Origin of the sequence: Paenibacillus albicereus (genome assembly GCF_012676905.1) — a bacterium.
GTDB lineage: Bacteria > Bacillota > Bacilli > Paenibacillales > Paenibacillaceae > Paenibacillus_O > Paenibacillus_O albicereus.
This window is the reverse complement of the sequence record NZ_CP051428.1, coordinates 4,826,346-4,849,813: the sequence shown is the minus strand read 5'-3', so window position 1 is coordinate 4,849,813 and position 23,468 is coordinate 4,826,346. Positions and strand designations below refer to the sequence as shown.

At 56.0% G+C, this 23,468-nt stretch carries 20 protein-coding genes; 16 read left to right on the top strand and 4 right to left on the bottom strand.

Going from position 1 to position 23,468, the window contains the following annotated elements; all coding sequences use genetic code 11:
• The first annotated feature begins 3 nt into the window (after nucleotides 1-3).
• From HGI30_RS21670 to rfbD, 10 genes are all read left to right on the top strand, one after another.
• Entirely contained in the window at nucleotides 4-1,260 is a 1,257-nt protein-coding gene (locus HGI30_RS21670; RefSeq protein WP_168909404.1) for an ABC transporter ATP-binding protein, read from the top strand.
• A 2-nt stretch (nucleotides 1,261-1,262) separates the two neighbouring features.
• Nucleotides 1,263-2,276, top strand: a complete 1,014-nt coding sequence (locus HGI30_RS21665) for a class I SAM-dependent methyltransferase (protein ID WP_168909403.1) — start codon at nucleotides 1,263-1,265, stop codon at nucleotides 2,274-2,276.
• A gap of 26 nt (nucleotides 2,277-2,302) precedes the next feature.
• Nucleotides 2,303-4,984, top strand: a complete 2,682-nt coding sequence (locus tag HGI30_RS21660; protein ID WP_168909402.1) for a glycosyltransferase — start codon at nucleotides 2,303-2,305, stop codon at nucleotides 4,982-4,984.
• Complete coding sequence (locus tag HGI30_RS21655; protein WP_168909401.1) at nucleotides 4,981-6,213, top strand: glycosyltransferase family protein; 1,233 nt, start codon at nucleotides 4,981-4,983, stop codon at nucleotides 6,211-6,213. Before HGI30_RS21660 ends, HGI30_RS21655 begins: the two co-directional genes overlap by 4 nt.
• Nucleotides 6,214-6,226: 13 nt before the next feature.
• The gene (locus HGI30_RS21650) at nucleotides 6,227-7,363 is read left to right on the top strand and encodes a glycosyltransferase (RefSeq protein WP_168909400.1); all 1,137 of its coding nucleotides are present in this window, start codon (nucleotides 6,227-6,229) and stop codon (nucleotides 7,361-7,363) included.
• Complete coding sequence (locus HGI30_RS21645; RefSeq protein WP_168909399.1) at nucleotides 7,335-8,189, top strand: hypothetical protein; 855 nt, start codon at nucleotides 7,335-7,337, stop codon at nucleotides 8,187-8,189. Before HGI30_RS21650 ends, HGI30_RS21645 begins: the two co-directional genes overlap by 29 nt.
• Nucleotides 8,190-8,604: 415 nt before the next feature.
• Nucleotides 8,605-9,348, top strand: coding sequence for a sugar phosphate nucleotidyltransferase (locus tag HGI30_RS21640; RefSeq protein ID WP_168909398.1), 744 nt, complete (start codon nucleotides 8,605-8,607; stop codon nucleotides 9,346-9,348).
• A gap of 57 nt (nucleotides 9,349-9,405) precedes the next feature.
• Entirely contained in the window at nucleotides 9,406-9,963 is a 558-nt protein-coding gene (gene rfbC / locus HGI30_RS21635; RefSeq protein ID WP_168909397.1) for a dTDP-4-dehydrorhamnose 3,5-epimerase, read from the top strand.
• A gap of 70 nt (nucleotides 9,964-10,033) precedes the next feature.
• Nucleotides 10,034-11,062: a dTDP-glucose 4,6-dehydratase gene (rfbB, locus tag HGI30_RS21630; RefSeq protein ID WP_168909396.1), complete on the top strand. Its 1,029-nt coding sequence runs from the start codon at nucleotides 10,034-10,036 to the stop codon at nucleotides 11,060-11,062.
• Between the two features lie 11 nt (nucleotides 11,063-11,073).
• The gene (rfbD, locus tag HGI30_RS21625) at nucleotides 11,074-11,919 is read left to right on the top strand and encodes a dTDP-4-dehydrorhamnose reductase (RefSeq protein WP_168910038.1); all 846 of its coding nucleotides are present in this window, start codon (nucleotides 11,074-11,076) and stop codon (nucleotides 11,917-11,919) included.
• Nucleotides 11,920-11,937: 18 nt separating this feature from the next.
• On the opposite strand, the gene HGI30_RS21620 is transcribed toward rfbD, so the two are convergent.
• Together HGI30_RS21620 and HGI30_RS21615 are read right to left on the bottom strand one after the other, a co-directional pair.
• The gene (locus HGI30_RS21620) at nucleotides 11,938-13,527 is read right to left on the bottom strand and encodes an ATP-dependent RNA helicase DeaD (RefSeq protein WP_168909395.1); all 1,590 of its coding nucleotides are present in this window, start codon (nucleotides 13,525-13,527) and stop codon (nucleotides 11,938-11,940) included.
• 200 nt (nucleotides 13,528-13,727) lie between these two features.
• Nucleotides 13,728-14,591, bottom strand: a complete 864-nt coding sequence (locus HGI30_RS21615) for a helix-turn-helix transcriptional regulator (protein WP_168909394.1) — start codon at nucleotides 14,589-14,591, stop codon at nucleotides 13,728-13,730.
• A gap of 348 nt (nucleotides 14,592-14,939) precedes the next feature.
• Here HGI30_RS21615 and HGI30_RS21610 point away from each other — a divergent pair, with 348 nt between their 5' ends.
• The 6 genes from HGI30_RS21610 (at nucleotide 14,940) to HGI30_RS21585 (ending at nucleotide 22,207) form a co-directional block, all read left to right on the top strand.
• Nucleotides 14,940-16,319 (top strand): glycoside hydrolase family 30 protein, encoded by a 1,380-nt coding sequence (locus HGI30_RS21610; protein ID WP_235680239.1) that lies wholly within the window; start codon nucleotides 14,940-14,942, stop codon nucleotides 16,317-16,319.
• 75 nt (nucleotides 16,320-16,394) lie between these two features.
• The gene (locus tag HGI30_RS21605; RefSeq protein ID WP_168909392.1) at nucleotides 16,395-17,741 is read left to right on the top strand and encodes a GH1 family beta-glucosidase; all 1,347 of its coding nucleotides are present in this window, start codon (nucleotides 16,395-16,397) and stop codon (nucleotides 17,739-17,741) included.
• Entirely contained in the window at nucleotides 17,742-18,884 is a 1,143-nt protein-coding gene (locus HGI30_RS21600) for a glycosyltransferase family 2 protein (RefSeq protein ID WP_168909391.1), read from the top strand.
• Nucleotides 18,885-19,004: 120 nt separating this feature from the next.
• Nucleotides 19,005-20,432: an undecaprenyl-phosphate glucose phosphotransferase gene (locus tag HGI30_RS21595; protein ID WP_168909390.1), complete on the top strand. Its 1,428-nt coding sequence runs from the start codon at nucleotides 19,005-19,007 to the stop codon at nucleotides 20,430-20,432.
• Nucleotides 20,422-21,417 carry a glycosyltransferase family 2 protein gene (locus HGI30_RS21590; protein ID WP_168909389.1) on the top strand — a complete coding sequence of 332 codons (996 nt, stop codon included), beginning with the start codon at nucleotides 20,422-20,424 and terminating at the stop codon, nucleotides 21,415-21,417. Before HGI30_RS21595 ends, HGI30_RS21590 begins: the two co-directional genes overlap by 11 nt.
• 58 nt (nucleotides 21,418-21,475) lie before the next feature.
• Complete coding sequence (locus HGI30_RS21585; protein WP_235680238.1) at nucleotides 21,476-22,207, top strand: serine/threonine protein kinase; 732 nt, start codon at nucleotides 21,476-21,478, stop codon at nucleotides 22,205-22,207.
• A gap of 4 nt (nucleotides 22,208-22,211) precedes the next feature.
• Here the strand turns inward: HGI30_RS21585 and HGI30_RS21580 are convergent, their stop codons facing one another.
• Nucleotides 22,212-22,853 (bottom strand): DsbA family oxidoreductase, encoded by a 642-nt coding sequence (locus HGI30_RS21580; protein ID WP_168909388.1) that lies wholly within the window; start codon nucleotides 22,851-22,853, stop codon nucleotides 22,212-22,214.
• Nucleotides 22,854-23,108: 255 nt separating this feature from the next.
• Nucleotides 23,109-23,375 carry a hypothetical protein gene (locus HGI30_RS21575; protein WP_168909387.1) on the bottom strand — a complete coding sequence of 89 codons (267 nt, stop codon included), beginning with the start codon at nucleotides 23,373-23,375 and terminating at the stop codon, nucleotides 23,109-23,111.
• Nucleotides 23,376-23,468 lie beyond the last annotated feature (93 nt).

Genomic DNA, 23,468 nt, shown 5'->3' with positions numbered 1-23,468 from the left:
TTGATGATCAGATTAAGAGGGCTTAATAAACGATTTCTTTCCTATGAAAATCCGTCGAAAAGGTTCAAAGAATTTTTTTTGGCTCAAAATGAGCAAGCGGGCTTTATGGCTTTAAAAGAGATCGACCTGGTCATCGAGCCAGGACAGACTGTCGGGATTCTTGGTCCCAATGGATCAGGTAAAAGTACCCTTCTTCAAGTAATTGCTGGAATCATACATCCCACGAGTGGAGAAGTGGAAATAGAGGGGAAAATATCGGCCCTGCTGGAGCTTGGGGCCGGTTTCAATCCGGAGTTTACGGGAAGAGAGAATGTATTCCTCAATGCTTCTATTCTTGGGTTGTCTACCGAGGAGACGGAGGAGCGATTTGACGCTATCGTGGCTTTTTCAGGCATAGGAGAGTTTATTGATCAGCCTGTCAAAACGTATTCCAGCGGCATGTTTGTCAGGCTGGCTTTTGCCACAGCCATTAACGTAAACCCCGATATTATTATCATCGATGAAGCGCTAGCTGTCGGAGACGTGGCCTTTCAACAGCGTTGCATGAACAAGCTCAGGCAACTCCAAAAAGCTGGAAAGACCATATTATTTGTCTCGCATGACACTTCAGCGGTAAAAAGCTTGTGTGATCACGCGATTTTGATGCAGCATGGGCAAATTATAGCTGCGGGAGAACCCGATGATATCGTGAATCAGTACATGAAAATCGTGTACACGAATTCGTTAGATGGATTGGAAGAAGGCCTCGCGGATGATCTGGATGAAGCTTCCCAGGATGAATTGTCGCCGATTGTAAATTATCCAACGGGAGATAACCGCTTTGGATCCAAAGCGGCCGAGATCATTGGGACAACTTTAATTGTTGAAGATAAAGAAAACGAAAAGACGATTTATGACACCGGCATCTTGAAGGTAAAAGTCTCCGTTCGATATAACGAGGAACTGAAAAATCCTATTATCGGATTTGTATTGCGAGACCGATTGGGAAACGACATTACGACAACAAATACGTTGCTTGAAAAAATAAAATTGCCCCTAGGAGCCGTAGAAAGCGTACAGACGGTTCTTTTTGAATTATCTGTTCCTAAACTCCTTAAAGGAAATTATACGATTTCCCCCGCAATTGCCAATGGAGATCTAGTGAAACATGATATGTGTGATTGGATTGACAATGCGTATATCTTTGAAGTAATCAACAAAGAAACGGTTTATGGGATGATGAGAGTCCCGGTTGCGATTCAAACCAGATTGGAGGGATGAGAATGGAGTTTACAGGTGAAAGAGTCATCGAAGGAGAAGTTTCGGCAGACTTATTCCATGAACACATCAGCAGGTACAAGTTCGCAGCTCGACTTCTTGCCCCAGGGTCTAGTGTTTTGGATGCAGGATGTGGAACCGGGTATGGAACGTATGAACTCAGCCTGAACCAACTTCAAGTTCTTGGTGTGGATATTTCCAGCGAGGCTGTTGAATATGCCACTAAAAGATATGCCTCCTCTAATCTGAGGTTTGAAACGCAAGATTGTTCTAACCTTGAATTGGATATTAAGTTCGACGCGGTTGTATCTTTTGAAGTGATTGAACATATCCAGGATACGGATGGCTTCCTGGCTTCAATCAAGCCATTGTTAAAAGAAAAAGGAAAACTCATCATTTCCACCCCGAACAAAAAAATGTATTCTGATGCAATAGAAGGATATGAAAATCCATATCATGTAAGGGAATATTACCTTGATGAATATGTGGAATTGTTGCAGCGTCATTTTTCTTATGTGCGGATTTTCACACAAGATTTCATGCAGGGGATCTGCGTGAGGGACGGAAACGAGCTAGCGGAAGTCGTGTATTTGGACGATGCCTATCAGAAAGAAGACTCGTCTTTTTTCATTGCGATTTGTTCGGATGATGAGTTGCCGCCCATCGAACGAGATGTTCTTTTTCCGTTGAGCTCGAACAATATTCTTGCTGAAAAGGATCGCTATATCTCTGTGTTGAAGCAGGATGTGCAGGCTCGTGATTCCATTATTGCCCATTTTAAAAAAAGTGAGCAAGAACAAGTGGAATGGAATCTTGCCCTTCAGGAAGATCAGAAGCGTTTGATGGAGGAGCTTCAGTTCTATCAGCAACAAGAACGACATTGGGCGGACACGAAGAAGCTCTTGGAAGAGGCCGCGGAATTGGCGCGTAAAGAAACATTGGCACGAGACGAAAGTGTATATGGCTTACGAGCCGAAATTAAAGAGCTCTATCGATATATTGAGCTATTGAAAAAATAAATCTATCACGAGGAGGGATCCGTTAAGTGGAACATAAATCAGCTATGGTAAAGCATCAGCTAGAAGGCTTTGATCAAGATTCAATTCTTCGAATACATGAACTCAATAAAGCTCAATTAATGGATCTCAATTCCCAGTTGATGAGAGCGGAACATACAAAAGCGTGGAAAATTATGTGTGCTGTGCGAAGGTTTAATGAGCAGTATCGGAAGGGGAACTCGTCTGAACGAAAGCAATTTTGGAGATGGCTGCGTGCTGCATTGTCCAACAAAGACGGAGTTCGGGAAGACGCTAAACGATTTAGCCCAATCAAGTCGGATTTTAAAATACATGATTTTCAGCTCACTCAGGGCAAGGCTCCATTATCAAGTCCAGTTGATCAAGCTTATCAGCACTATGTTTCAGCAACCAAATTTGATGTGTTCCGATTCCCTGTTATTGAGTGGGATTTCCGGTGGCAAAGGCCACAGCAAATCTCTTCTCAATTTGCAGATCATGGACATCGAGTTTTTTATTTCTCTATCGAAACGACCGGATTGGGAAAACAGGATGCTGTAGCGATCGATTTTGAGAACCGTGTTCAAATTCGAGAGTTGCAAAAAAATGTTTGGTGGATCAAGTTATGCTCGCTTCAAGATCTTAACGCGTATAGAGACCAAATTGAAGGAAAAGATCGAGAATATCTAGAACAATCATTACGCTTTATTTCAAGTAAATTTAATATACAGGACAGCATTTCAATACTGGATTTGCCTTTCTGGTATCCGCTTGCAAGCGTAATTCCGAACAATGTCCTTGTCTATGATTGCATGGACGATCATGCAGGCTTTTCCACGAACTCACAGCTTATGTTGACCCAGGAAGATGACTTAATTGCTAAAGCAGATCTCGTCATCGCAACTTCTCAGCTCTTGTACGACAAAGTGATTGAATACAATCCCAATACGCTTCTCATTCGAAATGCTGGGGAGTATGATCATTTCTCTCGTGTCCCTGAAGGCCCGACTCCAGACGATATCAAGGCCATTAAAGGTCGTATCATTGGGTATTACGGAGCGATCTCGGAATGGTTTGACATTGAGTTGATCGAGCGGTTGGCAACTAACCACCCGGAGTGGAGCTTCGTCTTAATCGGAGATACGTTCGGATGTGACATCTCCAAGGTTGAGAAGTTAAAAAATGTCTATCTGTTGGGTGAAAAACCGTACTCCTCTCTCCCGAATTATTTAGATCGGTTCGACGTCTGTTTGATTCCTTTTTTGGTGAACAACCTTACCCTTTCCACGAACCCGGTTAAAGTGTACGAGTATTTAGCATCGGGAAAACCGGTCGTATCGGTAGCGCTCCCTGAGCTGGTTGCCATGAAAGAAGTGGTCTACTTAGCGAACGCTTATTCTGAATTCGAGCATTATATTCAAGAAGCATTAGATGAAAGTGACGTCGCTCTACAGGAGAAGCGGAAGAAGTTTGCTAAGCAAAATAGCTGGTCTTCGAGGTATGAGAGCTTGAGCGACAAGCTTAACCGCAATTATTACCCCAAGGTAAGCATTGTAATTGTTACGTATAATAATTGGAATTATACAAAACAATGTTTGGATAGTGTATTCAAGAATAGTAAATATTCAAATCTTGAAATTATTATTGTGGATAATATGTCCTCTGATTCAACGAGGATCGAGCTTTCAAGGATGATTCATCCTCAAGTCAAGGTCATTCTCTCCCCGCAGAATCTAGGTTTTGCAGGAGGCAATGCGGCTGGCTGCCAAGCGGCCAGCGGAGAGTACATCATTCTGCTAAATAATGATACGATGGTGCCGGAAGGCTGGCTCCAGCGATTACTGCGTCCTCTAAAGGAGAACGCTCAACTAGGAATGTCTGGCCCGATGTCGAATTCAGTGGGGAACGACCAGATGCTCGATTTTTTCATCGGCAATGAATTCGATGGCCCGGATACCAACTGGCTGCATGATTTTTACGCTCAATATAACGGCAGAGCTCGTTCGACAGAATTGCTCGGTTTTTATTGTGTAGCCATTTCTCGAAAAGCCTATGAAGCTGTGGGAGATTTGGATACAGGATATGGAATCGGGATGTTTGAGGATGATGATTACTGCGAAAGAGTGCAGCGTGCAGGATACGGGCTTGTCATTGTTGAGGATTGTTTTGTCTATCATCACGGCAGTGTTAGTTTCAAAAAGCTGGATGATAAAATTTATCAAAATACTTTCCAAAAGAACAAGCAGTATTTTGAGTTAAAGTGGAAGAAGTCATGGTCCATGCCTAAGCCTCCGGCATCGATTTTTTACCAGGCACTGGACTCGGTTACGGTTAATGAGCGAGTAAAAGCTGTTGCTCAAAACACTTACTACATTGAAGCAGGCCTCAATTGGATCTCTGGTCGTCAAGGGATTGAATCCTCATTGACGGAGTTTGCAAAGGGTGAAGATGCATTGGTTATTGTGAATGCTCATCAATACAACGGTAGTCCTGTGACGGGGATCCGCAAGCTAGGACCTTCACTCTATTTGTCCAACCGGCCTGATCTTTTTGATGGTGTTGAATTTGAAGCGGCGTTTTATGCAGAACGAGCGGACAAAAACAAGCACATCCAGAGTAAGCAGGTCGTTTATTTAACTCAATCGGAGCTTACAGCAACCGTGGATTTAAGAGGACTTCTTCAAGCTGCGGATCGGGTCGCCACATCATGAATTATAGGAAAAACATCGAACTTCTTTTTACAGACCCCAAAATCGTAGTGAGAAAAGCAGAACACAAGTTGCTGAGAAAAATAGGGGGAGGTCGGTTGCTCGGCTTTCCCCCCTCCGCCGCAATAATCGCAGAAGCAAGAAAAATGCTTCAAGATGCGCAAAAGGATACGGTTTTTTTGTTTCCACTTCCCAGTTGTCCATGGGGGTATATGTTTCAAAGACCGCAGCAAATAGCTAAAGTTTTGTCCAGAATGGGTTATCCCGTCATTTATATGACGGATACCAGTTTCCCGTATGAGCCGGATTGGTCAGTTAGAGGGCTCCATGAATTAGATGCGAATTTGTATCTATATAATGATAACCAAAACGGTGCATTATTAAGTACAATCTTATCCGGATACCAGGTCTGCGTATGGCAATATTGGCCTCATCAAACGCAGGTCGTTGAGCATATTCGACATGCCCACACCATTCGTTCTCGATTCATTTATGATTATATCGATCATTTGACGACTTTTGATTCGTATCCTCAAATGGAACAGGACTATGAGACTTCGATTAAGGGTGCTGATCTGATCGTTTGTACGGCAAAGAGGCTGTTTGATGAAGTGCAGTCTCTAGCTACATATGATGCGCAGGTTTTACTTGTCCCGAACGGTGTTCATGTGAATGATTTTAAAATGAGTACACATGTGGATCCGAACCCGTCGAAGCAGCCGATTCGCGTCGGATATTATGGTGCCATTGCGGAGTGGTTCGATTTTGATGCGATGGATTATGCAGCAGAAATGAATCCTACCTATGAGTTTGTATTTGTAGGTGAGGTCTATCCCGAGGTTCAGCAACAGGTTCACCAACTATCAAAAAGAGCGAACGTTACTTTTTTACCTCGAGTGGGCTATGAGCAAATACCCGATCTTTTAAACTCATTCCATGTTGCTGTATTGCCCTTCCTTAAAAATGATATAACCGATCATACTTCGCCTGTGAAAGTGTTCGAATATGCTGCTGGAGGCAAGGTGACGGTAGCATCTCCGCTGCCTGAGATCGATGGATTGCCTTATATTCGCTTTGCCGATAATGCCAAGGAGTTTTCCAAGCAGTTGGCGTTAGCCGTCGGCGAAAGTCTGGATCGAAGCTATGCGAAAAAAATCCGCAGCCACTCGGAGCACTATTCATGGGAAGGACGATTGGAGCCGGTAATCAGTTGGCTCTACTCTAAGGGATAAGGGTGGATTCAGGATGTCTCATGTAACGCGCTTATTAATCTACACTCGTCCAGACTGGGATACTCGCCGGGGCGGGGATTCTATTCAGATCATGGAGACTGTTCGGGTTTTACGAGAGCAGGGCTATCAGGTGACGATAACTTCATCATTGAATGAAAGCCTGGCTTCTTATCAAGCGGCAGTTATCTTCAATTTGACTCTGCCCGAACAAGCTTACTGGCAATATAGACAAATCAAACGAGCCTCCATTCCGTTTGTCGTTTTTTCGGTATTTTGGGATTTGGATTCCTTGCCTTTGAGCAGGTCCCGCAAAGATAGCTTGAAGCGATGGTTCATTCCGAATTGGGTGAAAGTTTTACTTCGTTCAGCCCGTTATTTGAAGAAAAACAAGATGGTTAGGTTCGACTTGCTCAAACTAAGATCGAGAAAATCGATGATAAACGAGATTGTGGATCATGCTGCGATGATTTTTCCAAACTCAAGGGCTGAACAAGAGCACCTCATTCAATACATGGGCAGAAACGACGAAGGGGATTTGCCCTTTAAAATTATTTACAATGGTATAAATAAGGAATTGATCAAGGGACACGAGCAAACGGAATTGGCTTCCCATACGTTGCCAAAGCGTTTTATCTGTTGCATTGGGGCGATCGGGCCGAGGAAAAACCAACTCCGTTTAATTGAAGCTTCGAACCTTACGGGAATCCCGCTTGTCCTGGTCGGACAAGCTAGTGCCTCGGATTGGCGATATGAGCGTGATGCCAGGAAAATGGCAGGTAGTCAGGTCACGTTCATCCCGCATCTGCCCCAACGAGATATCTTTACCGTGATGAAAAAAAGCAGCGGGCATATTCAGCCGAGCTTGATCGAGACGCCTGGTCTTGCTTCTATGGAAGCTTATGCATTGGGGCAGGAAATTGCTGTTTCAGACACATCGCCTGTCCGTGAATACTTTGGTCATCGTGCGCTTTACTGTTCTCCCCAAGATGTGAAATCAATCGAAACCTGCCTAATTCAATTATTTGAAGGTAAGGCGAATAAAAACAATTCCAATCAAGCGAATGAATTTATAGACAAGTATGATTGGAACCAGGTATTGAAGCCTATCGGAGAGTCATTGCGTGATGGTGTTGAAGGAGGATTTTTTTGAGAAAAATATTCAGGAGCCCGTATTTCGTTATTCTTGCACTAATGGTAATTGTAAAAGTGCTCTCCATATACACAACATTTTTGTCTTTAAATTTGTTTCCGAACTCTACCCATCCTCCTGTCTACAGCGAAATATGACCGGATCCTCGCAGATGCAGCTTCCTGACCAGCTCGAGCACACGATTAAACCAAGACTGATTTTGAATAAATTTGATTCTACATTATACTTGGATATTGCGCAGAATGGATATGATTCATTTGTTTTTGATCAGAAGCACGAAGCGGCTAACCGGGTATTATTCCCTCTGTTCCCTCTTCTAATATCGTTAGGAAAAGTGTTTTTAATAGATCTAGCGCTTTTTGCGACTTTTCTTTCCTATGCTTTTTTGTATGGTGCTCTCGTATTTATTTATCATTGCATTGCTATGATGAATAAGGTTCGGGGAGATATCGACTGGAAATCAATTATTCTATTGATGCTGATCTATCCAAGTTCGATTTATTATTTTGTTCCTTACACAGAAAGTCTGTTTTTGATGCTCTCTGCGATGGTGATTTTCTTCTCCCTAAGCAAACGATACAAAATCGCGTTTTTGATTGCGGGTCTGTCCATGGTGACACGAGTTCCTGGATTTTTGAATATCTTGCTCGTACGCGGGTTTGTTTTAATGGACAAGGATTTCAAAATCAGAGTGAGAGAAGTAAGCTTGTGGGTAAGCGGTAAGCGCGATCTTGTCAGGCGTTCCATTGCTTGCATATTTAAGCTATGTATACTCTTACAGGGAATTTTCTCGCTCCAATTCAGGAGCATAGTATCAATTGGGTAAGAGGGGGGACCTTCCCCTTTATCAATTTGGTGAACTATTTGAAAAATCCTTACTTTATTGCACCAGGCGGCTGGGACAATGGGGCCATTTCGTTTGTCCTCGGCAGCGTCATTCTCGCTTCCTTTGTCGTTTATGATATTCTACGATTAAGGAGAAGGGATTTTACAGCTTCTGAAGTAGATTGTTTTTCTCTATGGATTCATGATGATCGCAATTCCTTTTTCAAGCAGTGAAGTTTACTTGACCAGCATCGTGCGATATTGCATGGTCTCGATTCCGTTGTATTTTATCGTGTACTATTTGTCGCAATCAAGTAAGTATTACAAAATATTCATCATTGGCTTGTTTATAATTTTAAACATCTTCATTGCACATGGAAATGATTATTATTTCATCGTATAGCTAGGAGGCCACTATGAAAGGAATCATTCTTGCAGGTGGTACAGGCTCCCGCCTCTACCCCCTAACCAAGGTCACCAACAAACACTTGCTGCCCGTAGGCAAGTACCCGATGATCTTCCACTCTATCGCGAAGCTGAAAGAAGCGGGGATCACCGACATCCTCATCGTGACGGGCAAGGATCATATGGGAGATGTCGTCAATCTGCTTGGCAGCGGTCATGAGATGGGCGTAAACTTCACGTACAAGGTGCAGGATCAGGCTGGAGGCATCGCCCAGGCGCTTGGACTCGCCGAGCAATTCGCAGGCGATGACCAGATGGTCGTCATCCTCGGGGACAATGTGTTCTCCGATTCGATCGCGGCGTATGCGGACAACTTCCGCAAGCAAGGCCAGGGCGCGAAGATTCTCATCCAGGAGGTCCATGATCCGCAACGATACGGCGTGCCGGAGCTGGACGGCGACAAGATCCTCTCGATCGAGGAAAAGCCGACTCAGCCGAAGAGCAGCTACGCGGTGACGGGGATTTACATGTACGACAGCAAGGTGTTCGACATCGTCCGGACCCTCCGGCCATCCGGTCGCGGGGAGCTGGAGATTACCGATGTCAACAATGCCTATATCAAATCGAACTCCCTCTCATATGATATTCTAAGAGGCTGGTGGACCGATGCGGGCACGCATGCCTCGCTGACCCATGCCAACGAGCTGGCGAAGGAGATCGTGTTCGGGGAAGAATTCGGCAAGCTGAAGCTGTAAGGGCGGCTAGCGGGCGAATCGGCTAGACGAGTTGCCAGTAGAGAAAGGCGGATGGATATGAACGTTCAAGCAACTTCCCTGCCCGGTCTAAAGCTCATCGAGCCGACCGTGCATGGAGATCACCGAGGCTTTTTTGTGGAGAGCTACAACGAGCAGCGTTATGTCGATATGGGCATTACGACGAAGTTCGTTCAGGACAACCATTCGCTGTCGGTTGAGGCCGGCGTGCTCCGAGGGCTGCACTACCAGCTGAATCCCAAGGCGCAAACCAAGCTCGTGCGCTGCACCGCGGGCGCAATCTACGATGTCGTCGTCGACATCCGCAAGGGATCGCCGACGTTCGGCCAGTGGCAGGGCTTCATCCTGAGCGCCGCCAACCATCGCCAACTGCTCGTCCCCAAGGGCTTCGCGCATGGCTTCTGCACGCTCGTGCCGAATTCGGAAGTGCAATACAAGGTGGATGAGCTCTACTCGGCCGAGCATGATCGGGGCATCGCTTGGAACGATCCTGCACTCGGCATCGATTGGCCGGCGGGCAAGCCGATCCTCTCGGAGAAGGATGGCAAGCATCCGCTGCTGGCGGACGCCGAGATGAATTTCACCTACGAAGGGTAATTCGCGAACAACAAGCCGTCATGGCTCTGTAAGATCAAACCAGGCGAGCACGGAAAGGAATGGTGCCCAAGTGAAGCTGCTTGTTACCGGCGGAGCCGGATTCATCGGGAGCAACTTCGTCCTCTATATGGCCGAACAATACCCCGACTATGAGATTGTGAATGTGGACGCTCTGACATATGCCGGTAATCTGGAGAACCTGAAGGCGGTCGAAGGAAATCCGAAGGTCCGGTTCGTCAAAGCGGACATCACGAAGCGCGAGGAGCTGGAGCCGCTGTTCCAGGCCGGAGTGGATGTCGTGGCGAACTTCGCCGCGGAGTCCCATGTCGACCGCAGCATCCTTGAGCCCGATGTCTTCGTCAAGACGAACGTGCTCGGCACGCAGACGCTGCTGGAGCTGTCCAAGCAGTACGGCGTCAAAAAGTTCGTGCAAGTCTCGACGGATGAAGTATACGGAACGCTAGGAGAAACCGGGCTGTTTACCGAGGAGACTCCGCTGGCGGCCAACAGTCCGTATTCGGCGAGCAAGGCGGGAGCCGACCTTCTGGTGCGTGCCTACCACGAGACGTTCGGTCTGCCGGTGAACATCACGCGCTGCTCGAACAACTACGGACCTTTCCAGTTCCCGGAGAAGCTGATCCCGCTCATGATCCAGAACGCGCTACAAGACAAGCCGCTGCCGGTGTACGGAGACGGGCTCAACGTACGTGATTGGCTGTATGTGGAGGACCACTGCAGCGCGATCGATCTCGTCATCCACAAAGGCGTGAACGGCGAGGTGTACAACGTCGGCGGACGCAACGAGCGGAACAACCTGCAGGTCGTCCGAACGATTCTTCAGGAGCTGGGCAAGCCGGAGAGCCTCATTCAGTTCGTCAAGGATCGTCTTGGACATGACCGCCGGTACGCAATCGATGCCGACAAGATCCGCCATGAGCTCGGATGGACGCCGAAGCACGATTATGAATCTGGCATCCGCGAGACGATCCGCTGGTATCTGGACAACGAGCAATGGATGAAGGACGTGCTCAGCGGAGCCTACCAGCAGTACTTCGATACGCAATATGGAGAGCGGCTGCAGCAGCCGGATCAGCCATGAGCGGAAGCACCGTGAATATTCTCGTCACCGGTGCGAACGGACAACTGGGGAAAGAAATTACGCTATGGCCCGCGGAGGGCGGACGGAACATCGTCGGTCTTGGCCGCGATGCGTTGGACATCACTTCCTTGGAGCAGTGCCGAAAGGCGATGGCCGACTTCCATCCGGATGTTGTCATCCACTGTGCTGCGTACACGGCCGTCGACCAGGCGGAGACGGATCGAGACGGCGCCTATCGGGTCAATGCGGCAGGCACTCGCAACGTGGCTGTAGCCGCGAGGGAGGCGGGAGCCAAGCTCATCTACGTCAGCACGGATTATGTGTTCGATGGCCGAGGAGAGCGGCCTTACGAAGAGCATGACCTTCCGAATCCCAAAACCGTATACGGGAAGTCCAAGCTGGCCGGGGAACAGCTAGTGCAGTCGCTGCATGACCGCTGGTTTATCGTTCGCACATCGTGGGTGTATGGCAAGCATGGCGCAAACTTCGTCAAGACGATGCTGAAGCTAGGCGCGGAAAAGGATCGGCTATCCATCGTGAGCGATCAGTACGGCTCGCCGACGTACACGAAGGATCTTGCCGCGTTCCTGCTGAAGCTGGCCCAATCGGAAGCCTACGGCATCTACCATGCCTCCAATGCAGGCAGCTGCTCGTGGCATGAATTCGCTCAAGCGATTTTCCAGGAAGCCGGCTTGAAGGCGCAGGCCGATCCGTGCACGACGGAGGAATTCCCTCGCCCGGCGCCGAGGCCGAAGTTTTCGGTCATGGAGCATGGAGCGATACGCTTCAATGGTTTTGCCGATCTTCCCGAGTGGCGGGAAGGGCTGGTTCGTTTTTTGCAGGAGCTGAACGAATAGAAAAATAGAGAGGCCGGATCAGGTTCCGGGCCTCTCTTTTTGCTTCATCTCGAGGAGCATGAAGACGGCCATGCCGATCAGCAAGATCAGGTTCGCTGCGCCGATGCCGACCGCGAGCGCATGCTCCCAGCCGGCAAAAGAGCCGCTGCTGAAGCTGCCGCTGCCGGAGAAGCCGGCGGCGTTGCCAGGAGCATCGCCTCGCCAAGGTCGGCTGCCTGCCGCGGCATCGCGCCAAGGCGGGCCGCCTGCAGCCCCTGTGCTATCGCCGCCGAAGCTTCCTCTGTCGTCTGAGCCAGGACGGCTTCGTATGCCTCCTATGCCACGGCCTAGTTCCCTGTCGCCACTCAGCCATCTCCCGCCCATCCCGCCGTTCAGCACCATCCAGATGTTAAGCGCGGTCGAGAGGGTGAGCCAGCCTGCGGCAATCGTCCAAAAGCGGCACGGCGTCCATCGGTTGAAGAGTCGAGGCGAACCGCTGCCGTCAGCTGAATCTGGGACAGGGGCTTTCCTCGAATTTGCAACAGTGCCGAACGAGGCTGCTGTTTTCCGCTTCAGCAGGAAAGGAACCAGCACGAGAAACAGCATCGCCGGCACTCCATACCGCTCGTGAATCTCCGTCGGGAGCATGAAGAAAGCAAGATTGATGAAGGCAGACGCGATCAGCAGATGTACGGTGCGAAGCTGCTTCAGCAGCAGGACATAGGCGGCGACGAAGGCGCAGGCCAAGCCGAGCAGGATGAAGCCGAACGTCTTGTAGCTCATCCCGGCCACGAAGACGGTGGTATCGTTCACGGACGGATCCGTAAACAGGTGGTACCAGAGGTTGAACGCGTTCAGCGAAAGCTGCGGGTACATTTCGGTCGCGCTCAAGTAGGCCGCCTTGACCATGTCGTCCAGCGTGCCGTTCGCGCCGAACGAGAAGGCTGTCAACGCAAGCGGAGCCAGGAATCCTGCGACTAAAAGCAGCGGATGCTTGAAGTCCCGCCGCAGCAGCCGGCGCAGCGCATACGCTCCGATGACAGGGGCGACGACGATCGCTTGGAACTTGCTGAGCAGCGCGATGCCGAGAAGCGCTCCCGCCAGAAACGGCTGGCCGACGAGGGCGAGCACGCCCAGCGCCATGAGCAGGCTATGGAAGACGTCGATCTGACCCCAGATCGCCCCGTCGGCGAGCAGCGCCGGGTTCAGCGCCAGCGCCCCGAGCAGGAGCAGCAAAGCGCGCTGGGACAGCCGGCGGCGCAGCGCGAATGGCAGAAGCGCCATCGCGAGCAGATCGAACAGGATCGGAAGCGCTTTGGAGGTCAGATGGGCGGTCTTGATCTCCAGTCCGAGCGCACTCAGCATATGGCCGTAGCCCTCCAGGATCGCAATGAAGACGGGAGGGTAGTTCTGCATGTCCGCTTGCACGTAGGAAAAGCGGACGCCATGCTCCATCGCATCTTGCATCCAACGGATGAAATACATCTGATCGCCGACATACCCGATTGTATAGATGCCGAGCAGCAGGCGAATGCCGAGACCGGCTACGAACAGTCCGCTTGCCCAGAGAACGAATAGGCGATTGGGAATGGGGGTGGCGGACGGCATAGAGGATACGGGCGCGGACAAGGGATCGGCCTCCTTTCAGTCAGAGAATGACGCGAATTAAGCGGCGGGCAGCAAGGAGCAGGAGAGGACGAATCCGTGCTCTGGCGCGATAGTCCGACTGGCCGATTCGGACAAGATGCCCAGGCGTCTCTTCGCAAAAGATAGGACCAATGAAGGGGGCTGGAAGAAGGCCGGCTGGCTCGATCTCGGCGAGCCCAGCCCTACTCCCGCCTCCGATATGCCCCTGGCGGCACGCCGTACCTCTCCCGGAACACCCGGTGGAAGTAGGTGTAGCTGCCGAAGCCCGACTCGTCGGCGATCTGCTCGAGCGTGAGCTGGCTGCCCGCCATGAGCCGCAGCGCCAGCGCCAGCCGGACCTGCTGCGCGTACTGCATGATCGAGCCGCCTGTTTCCTGCTTGAACAGATGCACAGCGCGCGTCTTGCTGATGCCGGCGGAGGCGGCCGCCTCGTCGAGCGTGAACGCCCGCGTCGCATGGGCTTCGACGAAATGCTTGAGCTTCATCGCGAGCAGCGCGCCCGGGCCGCCCTTGGCCGGCGCCTCGTGAATCGCGCGCTCCAGCAGCAGGCAGAGCGCTTGCAGCAGCGCCGACAGGATCTCGGGACTGCCCCCGTCGAGCCGCCGGCTTTCCAGCGCGAGCTGATGCCAGATGGCCTGGATCTTGCCGTCGTCGGCGATCCGGGCGCGGCGCGGACGCCCCTCCTGCTTCCACCAGCGGTCGAGCCATGCGCCTGTCGCCATGAAGTAATAATCCGCGCTCGCGCCGTGGCGGCCGTCATAGGCGGACGGCATGATGTCGATCTCGTACGCCTCGCCCGGCCGAAAGAGCAGCAGCTCCCCCGGCAGCACGCTCTCCATCCGGCCGTCCAGCAGCACGGATGCCTGGCCTTCGGTCTGCAGCCGGAACAGATAGCATTCGAGCCCGCCGCGCATCGACTGCTGGAACGGCTGCTCATGCCGCGAATGATCGCATAGGATGATGGACACCTCGGGCGCATCCGCAGGCGTCAGCGGCTTCACGGCAGGCGAGCCGGGCGCAGGCAGCGGTCCGTTGTACCAGGACATGGAGGACAGCCTCCTTTCGCAGGGAGAATGGATTGGAGTGGCGGACAGCGAGAAGCGTCAGGCGAAGGTTGGCAGAGGCGGGAACGCAGAATCATCCCATTGACCCTCTCGGTGAACGGCGGTCTTCGCCTTACCGGCTTCCGCTCTCCTTCCAGACGGCGCAAGCCGGGAGTTTGTTGTGGATTCCGGCGTCTTCAGCCTATCCGATCTAGAAGAAGCGAACATGAACGGACAACGACATAACCTGCCATGACCAGATCGTTGAGGTTCCCAGCCATATTGTTTCTACAAAGCACAAGGGCTCTCCTCTTATAATAGCCGTATAGGTTGAGGAAAGGGATGAGCCCCGTGAACGAAAAGGATGCAAGCGCATACCAAGCCGCTGAAGCCGGAACGATCCGCCTCGTGCAGACGGCGAAGGACACCGGCGAGCGGCTCGCCGAGCGGCCGGAGCTGAGCTTCCGCGATGACGAGAGCGGCCACGAGAACCACCTAATCAACATCTACGACGATATCGCCTACCAGACGATCGAGGGCTTCGGCGGCGCGCTGACCGAAGCTTCCGCCGTGACGATCGCCAAGATGAGTCCGGCCCGCCAGCAGGAGATCATCGACGCCTACTTCGATCCGAAAAAGGGCATCGGCTACACGCTCTGCCGCTCGCATATCCAAAGTTGCGACTTCTCCCTCGGCAACTATGCCTACGTGGAAGACGGCGACGATGAGCTGGCCACGTTCACGGTCGAGCATGACCGCGAGCAGATCCTGCCGCTCATCCGGCGCGCCGCGCAGAAGGCCGGCAGCGAGTTCAAGCTGTTCTCCTCCCCGTGGAGCCCGCCGCCGTTCATGAAGACGAACGGCCAGATGAACCAGGGCGGCCGGCTGAAGCCGGAGTACCGCCAGGCGTGGGCCGACATGTTCGTCAAGTACGTGCAGGCGTACGAGGCGGAGGGCGTGAAAATCTGGGCGCTCAGCGTGCAGAACGAAGCCAAGGCGGTGCAGACCTGGGATTCCTGCGTCTACACGGCCGAGGAGGAGAAGGACTTCGTGCGCGACCATCTCGGTCCGGCGCTCGAGCAGGCGGGCTACGGCCACATCAAGGTGATGGTCTGGGACCACAACAAGGAGCGCGTCTACGAGCGCGCGGTCGCCGCGTTCACCGACCCGGAAGCGTCGAAGCATATCTGGGGCATCTGCTTCCACTGGTACTCCGGCGACCACTTCGAGGCGCTCTCGGCCGTCCATGACCGCTTCCCGGACAAGGCGCTGTTCTTCAGCGAGGGCTGCCAGGAGGGCGGCGTCCATCTCGGCTCCTGGGCGACCGGCGAGCGCTACGGCCACGACATCCTCGGCAACCTCAACCACTGGACGACGGGCTGGACCGACTGGAACATCGTGCTCGACGAGCGCGGCGGCCCGAACCATGTCGGCAACTTCTGCGACGCGCCGATCATCGCCGACACGACGACCGACGAGGTCATCTATGAAAGCTCCTTCTACTACATCGCGCATTTCAGCCGCTATATCCGTCCCGGCGCGGTCCGCATCGGCAGCTCCCGCTACACCGACAAGCTGGAGCAGACGGCGTTCCGCAACCCGGACGGCACGATCGCGCTCGTCGTGCTGAACCGCACGGACGCCGAGCTGCCGTACGTCGTGCGCCACCGCGGACAGCTGGCCGACAGCGCGATTCCGGCGCATGCGATCCAGACGCTGCTGTTCCGCTAATGGAGAGAGCTTCGTCTGAAGAAGAAGCCGGCTCTGCAGACCCATCCATCCTACACTCAATCAGGAGGAATTCATATGACACGCATTTCGTTTCCGAAAGACTTCGTCTGGGGCACGGCGACCGCCTCGTACCAGATCGAAGGCGCTTATGACGAGGACGGCCGCGGCCTGTCCATCTGGGACACGTTCGCCCGCACGCCCGGCAAGGTCGTGAACGGGGACACCGGCGACGTCGCCTGCGACAGCTACCATCGCTACGAGGAGGACATCGCGCTGCTCAAGCAGCTCGGCGTCAGCTCCTACCGCTTCTCCATCGCCTGGCCGCGCATCATCCCGCAGGGCACGGGCGAGGTCAATGAAAAGGGCCTCGACTACTACCGCCGCGTCATCGATGGCCTGATCGCCGCCGGCATCGAGCCGGCCGTGACGCTCTACCACTGGGACCTGCCGCAGGCGCTGCAGGACAAGGGCGGCTGGGACAATCGCGAGACGATCGACGCTTTCCTGGCCTATGCGGAGGTCGTGTTCAAGGCATTCGGCGACAAAGTAAAGTCGTGGATCACGTTCAACGAGACGTGGTGCGTCTCGTTCCTCTCGAACTTCATCGGCGTGCACGCGCCGGGCCACACCGACCTGCAGCTGGCGACGAACGTCGCGCATCATTGCCTCGTGGCGCACGGGCGGACCGTGCAGCTGTACCGCAGCTTGAACCTGCCGGGCCAGATCGGCACGACGCACAACCTGAGCTGGTCCGAGCCGTATACGACGCGGCCGGAGGACGTGGAGGCGGCCCGCCGCTCGCGCGCCTGGGGCAACGAGTGGTTCCTCGAGCCGACGCTCAAGGGCTCCTACCCGTCGTTCATGGTCGACTGGTTCCGCGGCAAGGGCATCGAGGTGCCCATCCTCGAAGGCGACATGGAGACGATCGGACAGCCGATCGACTTCATCGGCGTGAACTTCTACACCGGCGGCTGCACGCGCTACAAGAAAGACAGCGGGCTGTTCGACAGCGAGGACGTGCAGGTCGGTTTCGACCAGACGTTCATCGGCTGGAACGTGTATCCCGAAGCGCTGTACAAGGTGCTGAGCTGGCTGCATGAGGAGTATGGCGACATCCCGATCTACATCACCGAAAACGGCGCCTGCACCGACGACCATGTCGCCGAGGACGGCGGCGTGCACGACGCTCAGCGCGTCGACTACTACCGCAAGCATTTCATCCAGTGCCAGCGCCTCATCGACTCCGGCGTGCCGCTCAAGGGCTACTATGCCTGGTCGCTGCTTGACAACTTCGAATGGGCCGAGGGCTACGCGAAGCGCTTCGGCATCGTCCATACCGATTACGAAACACTGGAACGCACGCCGAAAGACAGTTATTATTTTATACAGAAGGTCATTTCGGAAGGCGGGTTCGACGTTTAAATGAACATCCAGGATTCGGCGGCGCAAGCGTCGCCGTCTCCGGACAAGGGCGGCAGCGGGGCCTCGCAGGGCTCCGCTGCCGCTTCTGTCCGGGCGACAGTGAGCGTGCATATCGTGACGTACAACAGCGTGGACGACATCGAGGGCTGCCTGGCCTGCGTCCGCGCCCAGAGCTATCCCATCCAAAGGATCGTCGTGCTGGACAACGCGTCCGGCGACGGCACCCCGGAGCTCCTCGGCCGCATCGGCGAGGGGCTCGACGTCGTGCTGAGTTCGGAGAACACCGGGTTCGCCGGAGGGCAGAACCGGGCGCTCGCCAGGTCGGACGCCGACTACGCGCTCGTGCTCAATCCGGACGTGCGGCTCCATCCGGACTACGTGCGGCGGCTCGTGGAGGAGCTGGAGCGCCGTCCGGAGGCGGGCAGCGCGGCCGGCATGCTCGTGCGGCAGCCGGCGGCGGGGCTCGGGGGGGCAGGCTCGACAAAGACGGACGAACAGAACGCCGACGCGGCGAGACGGAAAGGGCAGGAGCCTGGCTCCGGGGCATCCGAGGCATCGCCGCTGGAGGTCCGCGCCTGGCTGGACCGCCTGCCGGCGGAGGCGCTCATCGACAGCACCGGGCTGACGATGGATGCGGCGCGCCAGGCGCGCGACCGAGGAGCAGGCGAGCCTGCGTCCGCCTGGCTGGAGGCCGGCGAGACGTTCGGCGTCTCCGGCGCGGCGGCGATGTACCGCCGAAGCATGATTCGGCATGCCTCCCTCGGAGGGGAATTTTTCGACGAGACGTTTTTCGCCTACAAGGAGGATGTAGACGTCGCCTGGCGCGCCCGACAGCTCGGCTGGTCCGCGCTCTACGCGCCGGATGCCCGCGCCTTGCACGCGCGCGGCTGGAAGGAAGGCGGGCGATCGTCGGTGTCGGCGTTCGTGCGGCGCCACTCGTACCAGAACCGCTTCTATACGCTCGTCAAGAACGAGCGCGGCTGGAAGCGGCTCCCGGGGATCGCCGCGATCGAAATCGTCAAATTGGGGTATATCCTGCTCAAGGAGCGCGACCTGCTCGGCTGCTGGCCGGAGATCCTGCGGAGGCTGCCGGAGATGCGGGCCAAGCGGCGGGAGCTGCGCAGCCTTCCGGTTCGCGAATGAAATCCAATCTTTTCTAGCAACATTTTGTTGCCTATCGCGTCTAACGAATAGATGAGAGCCTCCTTTTTTGGTACAATGTGAGAGAAGAGAACGACTATAAATGCACGAACGGTGATGCGAATGCTTCGAAGAAACCAGCGTTTCCTGACGCAAATGTACGTGCTGTCCGATCTGGCGGTCATGCTCGGCCTGTTCCTGGGCGCCTACTGGATCAAATTCCACAGCGGGCTGCTCGTCTATTACAATACCGTGCCTCTCAAAACCTATCTGGTATGGAGCACCGTCTATGCGTTCGCAGCCGTGCTGATCGGCTTCTATACGAGCTTCTACACGCCTAAGAGGCGCAAGAAGTTTTCCCATGACCTGCTCAAGATCCTGCAGGTGCAGACGCTGAGCCTGCTGCTGCTGCTCAGCCTGCTGTTCATCGCCAAGGAAGTACATATCTCCCGCGAGTTCCTGGCGATCTTCTTCGCCTTCAACCTCGTCGGGCTCGCGCTCTACCGCTACGCGGTCAAGCGGACGCTGACCGTGCTGCGGCGCAGCGGCCTCAACAAGCGGTACGTGCTCATCCTCGGGGCGGGCAGCGTCGGCCGCAGCTTCCATGACCAGCTCAGCCTGTATCCGGACCTCGGCTACGAGGTGTACGGCTTCCTGGACGACTTTCAGGAGCATCATGACGCGGACGTGCTGCGCCGGTACGCCGGCCGCCCGCTCGCCCCGATCGTCGGCGGGCTGGACGCGCTGGAGCAGATGCTTGCAGACAATCCGACGATCGACGAGGTCATCCTCGCGCTGCCGCTCGAGGCGCATTCCAAGTACGGCGAGCTCATCCAGGCCTGCGAGAAGGCCGGAGTCAAGACGCTCATCATCCCGGATTACTTCGACCTGCTGCCGGCCAAGCCGTTTTTCGACAACTTCGCCGGCATGCCGCTCATCAACATCCGCGACGTGCCGCTCGACGAGATGGGCAACCGGATCGCCAAGCGCACGTTCGACATCGCCTTCTCCCTGGCGGCGCTCATCGTGCTCTCGCCCGTCATGCTGCTCATCGCGTTCGGCATCCGGCTGACGTCGCCGGGGCCGGTGCTGTTCCGCCAGGAGCGGGTCGGCCTCAACCGGCGCACGTTCCACATGCTCAAGTTCCGCTCCATGCGCGTGAGCACGGACGCGGACGCGAGCCGCACCTGGACGGTGGAGAACGATCCGCGCCGTACGCGCTTCGGCACGTTCCTCCGCAGCACGAGCCTCGACGAGCTGCCGCAGTTCCTCAACGTGCTGCGCGGCGAGATGAGCGTCGTCGGCCCTCGGCCGGAGCGCCCGTTCTTCGTCGACCAGTTCCGCGAGGAAATTCCGCGCTACATGGTCAAGCACCATATCCGGCCGGGCATTACGGGCTGGGCGCAGACGAACGGCCTGCGCGGCGACACGTCGATCGACGAGCGCATCCGGCACGACCTGTTCTACATCGAGAACTGGAGCTTCTTCTTCGATATCCGGATCATTTTCAAGACCGTGCTGAAAGGACTCATCCATAAAAATGCATACTGACTTCCAGAAGGCTCCGGACGGCATCCGCTCTCCGGGGCCGCCTGGTTCCGAAGCAGCCGGCCCCGTGCCGGCTGCTTCTGTAGGGGACCGGGTATCCGTCATCATCCCGACGCGCAATGCCGGACCGGATCTCGAGCAGCTGCTGTCGCGGCTCTCGCGGCAGACGCTGCCGCCGTACGAGATCATCGTCATCGACACGGAATCGACCGACGGCACGCCCGAGCGGGCGATCCGCGCCGGCGCCCGGCTGCTGTCGATCGCCCGCGCGGACTTCGATCACGGCGGGGCGCGCAACCGAGCCGCCGCCCAGGCGAGCGGCTGCATCCTGCTGTTCATGACGCAGGATGCCATGCCCGCCGACGAGCGGCTCGTCGAGCAGCTCGCCCGCTCCGTCGGGGATCCGGACGTCGGCTACGCCTATGCCCGCCAGCTGGCCCGGCCGGAGGCCGATCTGCTGGAGCGCATGTCGCGGGAGCACAATTATCCGGCGCAGTCGAGGCTCAAGAGCCGCGAGGATCTGTCCGAGCTCGGGCTCAAGACGTTTTTCTGCTCCAACGTCTGCGCGGCGATGCGCCGCGAGACGTTCCGGGCGATGGGGGGGTTCGCGGAGCCGACCTTTTTCAACGAGGACCTGTTCCTCGCCGGGCGCATGGTGCTCGAAGGCTACCGCATCGCCTACAACGCGGAGGCGCAGGTCGTCCACTCCCACGCCTATACGCCGGGGCAGCAGTTCAAGCGGTTCTACGACAACGGCACGTCGATGGCCGAGCAGGCGTGGATCTTGCCTTATGCCGGCGTCGGCAAGGAAGGCTCGTCGCTCGTCAAGGCGCAGCTGAGGGCGCTGGCGAAGGAAGGGCAGTGGGGGAAAATGCCGCGGCTGGTAGCGGACAACGCCGCCAAGCTGATCGGCTACAAGCTCGGCATCCAGCACCGGCGCCTGCCGGAGCGGCTGAGGCGGGCGTTCAGCATGTACCGTCCGGGGTGAGGACCGCCGCCGAGACGTCCGCGAGAGGCGCAGGCAGTGGAAAAGAAGGAGCGTAGCGATGGAGGAAGCGATGAGGGAGCGGCATGCGGCGCGCATCCAAGGCGAGCTGCTGCCCGGCCTGGATGTCGTCAGCGTGAAGAGCTGGGAGCCGGTGCAGGTGCGGCGCGCGCCGCAAGGGTGGAAGACGCTCGGATGCGGCAATTACGCCGCCGTCTTCGCCTACCCGGGCGACAGCCGGCTCGCGGTCAAGGTGTACGCGCCCGGCCGCGACGGCTGGGAAGCGGAGCGGCAGGTGTACCGTCAGCTCGGCGAGCATCCCGCGTACGGCCGCTGCTATGCCTCCGGCGAGCATGGCGGCAAGCGGTGGCTGCTGCTGAGGCGGCTGCACGGCAAGACGCTGTACGACTGCTTGCTCCAAGGCGTGCCCATTCCGGAGCAAGCGATCCGCGACGTGGATGCCGCGCTCGACTATGCGATCAGCCGGGGACTCCGTCCTCACGACGTGCACGGCAAGAACGTCATGGTGCAGGACGGGCGGGGCATCGTCATCGACGTCTCGGATTTTCTCAAGCAGGAGAGCTGCTCGATGTGGGGCGATCTGAAGCGGGCCTACCGCTATGCGTACAAGCCGCTGCTCGGCCGCAAGCCGTTCCCCGTGCCGGTCTGGGCGATGAATCGGCTGCGCTCCGCCTATCGCTGGGTCCGCCGCCGGAGCAAGGAGCAGCCGTGCCGCGACGTGCTGGACGAAACGAAGGCCCCTCCGGATGGAGGGGCCGTGTCGAAGTCTTGAGGCGTCAGCCGAGAAGCTGGCCGAGCCTCCGCAGCAGGAGCAGCAGCTCGTTCGGGGGATAAGCGCCGGACAGGGCATACTGCCCTTCGAACACGAACAGCGGCACTCCGTCCAGTCCGATGCGGCGGCCGAGCTCCAGCAGCGCCTCCATCTCGACCCGGCCGTCGCCGTGTCCGAGCCGTTCGGCCAGGTCGGCGGCCTCCCATCCGGCGGATGTTCCGGCGTGAAGGATCGTCTCCAGCTCGCCGATGTTCTCGCCTTCCTCGAAGTAGCGCCGGGTCAGCTCGTCCACGAATGCGCCCTGCGCGGCCGCCGGCGTCAGCGCCAGCGCTTGGTGGGCGAGGCGCGTGGAGGGCAGCGTGTCGATGCGCTCGAAGCGGAAGTCGAGGCCGACCGCCTGGCCGTCGCGGGCGACATGCCGCAGCGTGCGGGCGAGGGCGGCCTGTCCGCCGCCGAGGCGGCGCGCCATCGCCTCCCGGAACGGCAAGCCCTCCGGCGGCACGTCGGGATGAAGCAGGTACGGGCTGAAGCGTACGGACGCCTCCCGGCCTTCCGGAGGCTGCCATTCGCGCAGCGCCAGCTCCAGGTGGCGGCGCCCGATGCGGCACCAGGGGCAGAGCAGGTCGTGGTAGACTTCGATGAGCATGAGGGAGGCCTCCTTTTCTGGGCCGGCGGCCCGCGATCGTTCCCTCTAGTATGAACCAAGCGGGAGGCGGCTTCAATGCTTGGCTCTGCCGGAGCATCGAGCGCGGCTTGCCCCGCAAGCGCAAAAGGACCCCGATTCCCGACGCTGCGAAGCGGCGGGCGAGGTCCTTTTTGACGACAAGGCGAACCGGGAAAAAGGCTGCGTTCACGGGAGGGGCCGGCTCCCGAGCCTTGCGCATGCTCTCGCGTGCCGGGCTTAGCCGGCTTCTTCCTCGTACGCCTCCAGCAGCTCCCGGCCCTGCTCCAGCTGCTTGCGCAGGACGAGCAGCCGCAGGTGGCCGTCCTCCTCCGCCGTGCGGGTCCGCACGCCGTTGCTCTTCAGATACGCCTCCAGCCGGTACAGCTTGTCGATCCTCGCCTTGCTCTCGCTGCGCAGCAGCGCCCAGCGCTTGCCGGACGCGATGGCCGCGTACACGACCGCGCCTGCCGCCAGCACGATGATCGCCGCCCATACATACGTCATCCGATGCACCACCCCGATCGTTAAGGATCTCTTTCACAGGGTTATTCTATTCGGGTAGAGGGTCCAGACATGACAACGCTCTGCCGCCCCTGG

What these genes read in the sequence shown, in the direction of transcription:
- HGI30_RS21615 (WP_168909394.1), bottom strand. Translation starts at nt 14,591, where the DNA reads ATGTCCTGGTACAACGGACCGCTGCCTGCGCCCGGCTCGCCTGCCGTG.
- rfbC (WP_168909397.1), top strand. Translation starts at nt 9,406, where the DNA reads ATGAACGTTCAAGCAACTTCCCTGCCCGGTCTAAAGCTCATCGAGCCG.
- HGI30_RS21575 (WP_168909387.1), bottom strand. Translation starts at nt 23,375, where the DNA reads ATGACGTATGTATGGGCGGCGATCATCGTGCTGGCGGCAGGCGCGGTC.
- HGI30_RS21580 (WP_168909388.1), bottom strand. Translation starts at nt 22,853, where the DNA reads ATGCTCATCGAAGTCTACCACGACCTGCTCTGCCCCTGGTGCCGCATC.
- HGI30_RS21585 (WP_235680238.1), top strand. Translation starts at nt 21,476, where the DNA reads ATGGAGGAAGCGATGAGGGAGCGGCATGCGGCGCGCATCCAAGGCGAG.
- HGI30_RS21600 (WP_168909391.1), top strand. Translation starts at nt 17,742, where the DNA reads ATGAACATCCAGGATTCGGCGGCGCAAGCGTCGCCGTCTCCGGACAAG.
- HGI30_RS21605 (WP_168909392.1), top strand. Translation starts at nt 16,395, where the DNA reads ATGACACGCATTTCGTTTCCGAAAGACTTCGTCTGGGGCACGGCGACC.
- HGI30_RS21595 (WP_168909390.1), top strand. Translation starts at nt 19,005, where the DNA reads ATGCTTCGAAGAAACCAGCGTTTCCTGACGCAAATGTACGTGCTGTCC.
- HGI30_RS21665 (WP_168909403.1), top strand. Translation starts at nt 1,263, where the DNA reads ATGGAGTTTACAGGTGAAAGAGTCATCGAAGGAGAAGTTTCGGCAGAC.
- HGI30_RS21640 (WP_168909398.1), top strand. Translation starts at nt 8,605, where the DNA reads ATGAAAGGAATCATTCTTGCAGGTGGTACAGGCTCCCGCCTCTACCCC.
- HGI30_RS21655 (WP_168909401.1), top strand. Translation starts at nt 4,981, where the DNA reads ATGAATTATAGGAAAAACATCGAACTTCTTTTTACAGACCCCAAAATC.
- HGI30_RS21590 (WP_168909389.1), top strand. Translation starts at nt 20,422, where the DNA reads ATGCATACTGACTTCCAGAAGGCTCCGGACGGCATCCGCTCTCCGGGG.
- HGI30_RS21670 (WP_168909404.1), top strand. Translation starts at nt 4, where the DNA reads ATGATCAGATTAAGAGGGCTTAATAAACGATTTCTTTCCTATGAAAAT.
- HGI30_RS21650 (WP_168909400.1), top strand. Translation starts at nt 6,227, where the DNA reads ATGTCTCATGTAACGCGCTTATTAATCTACACTCGTCCAGACTGGGAT.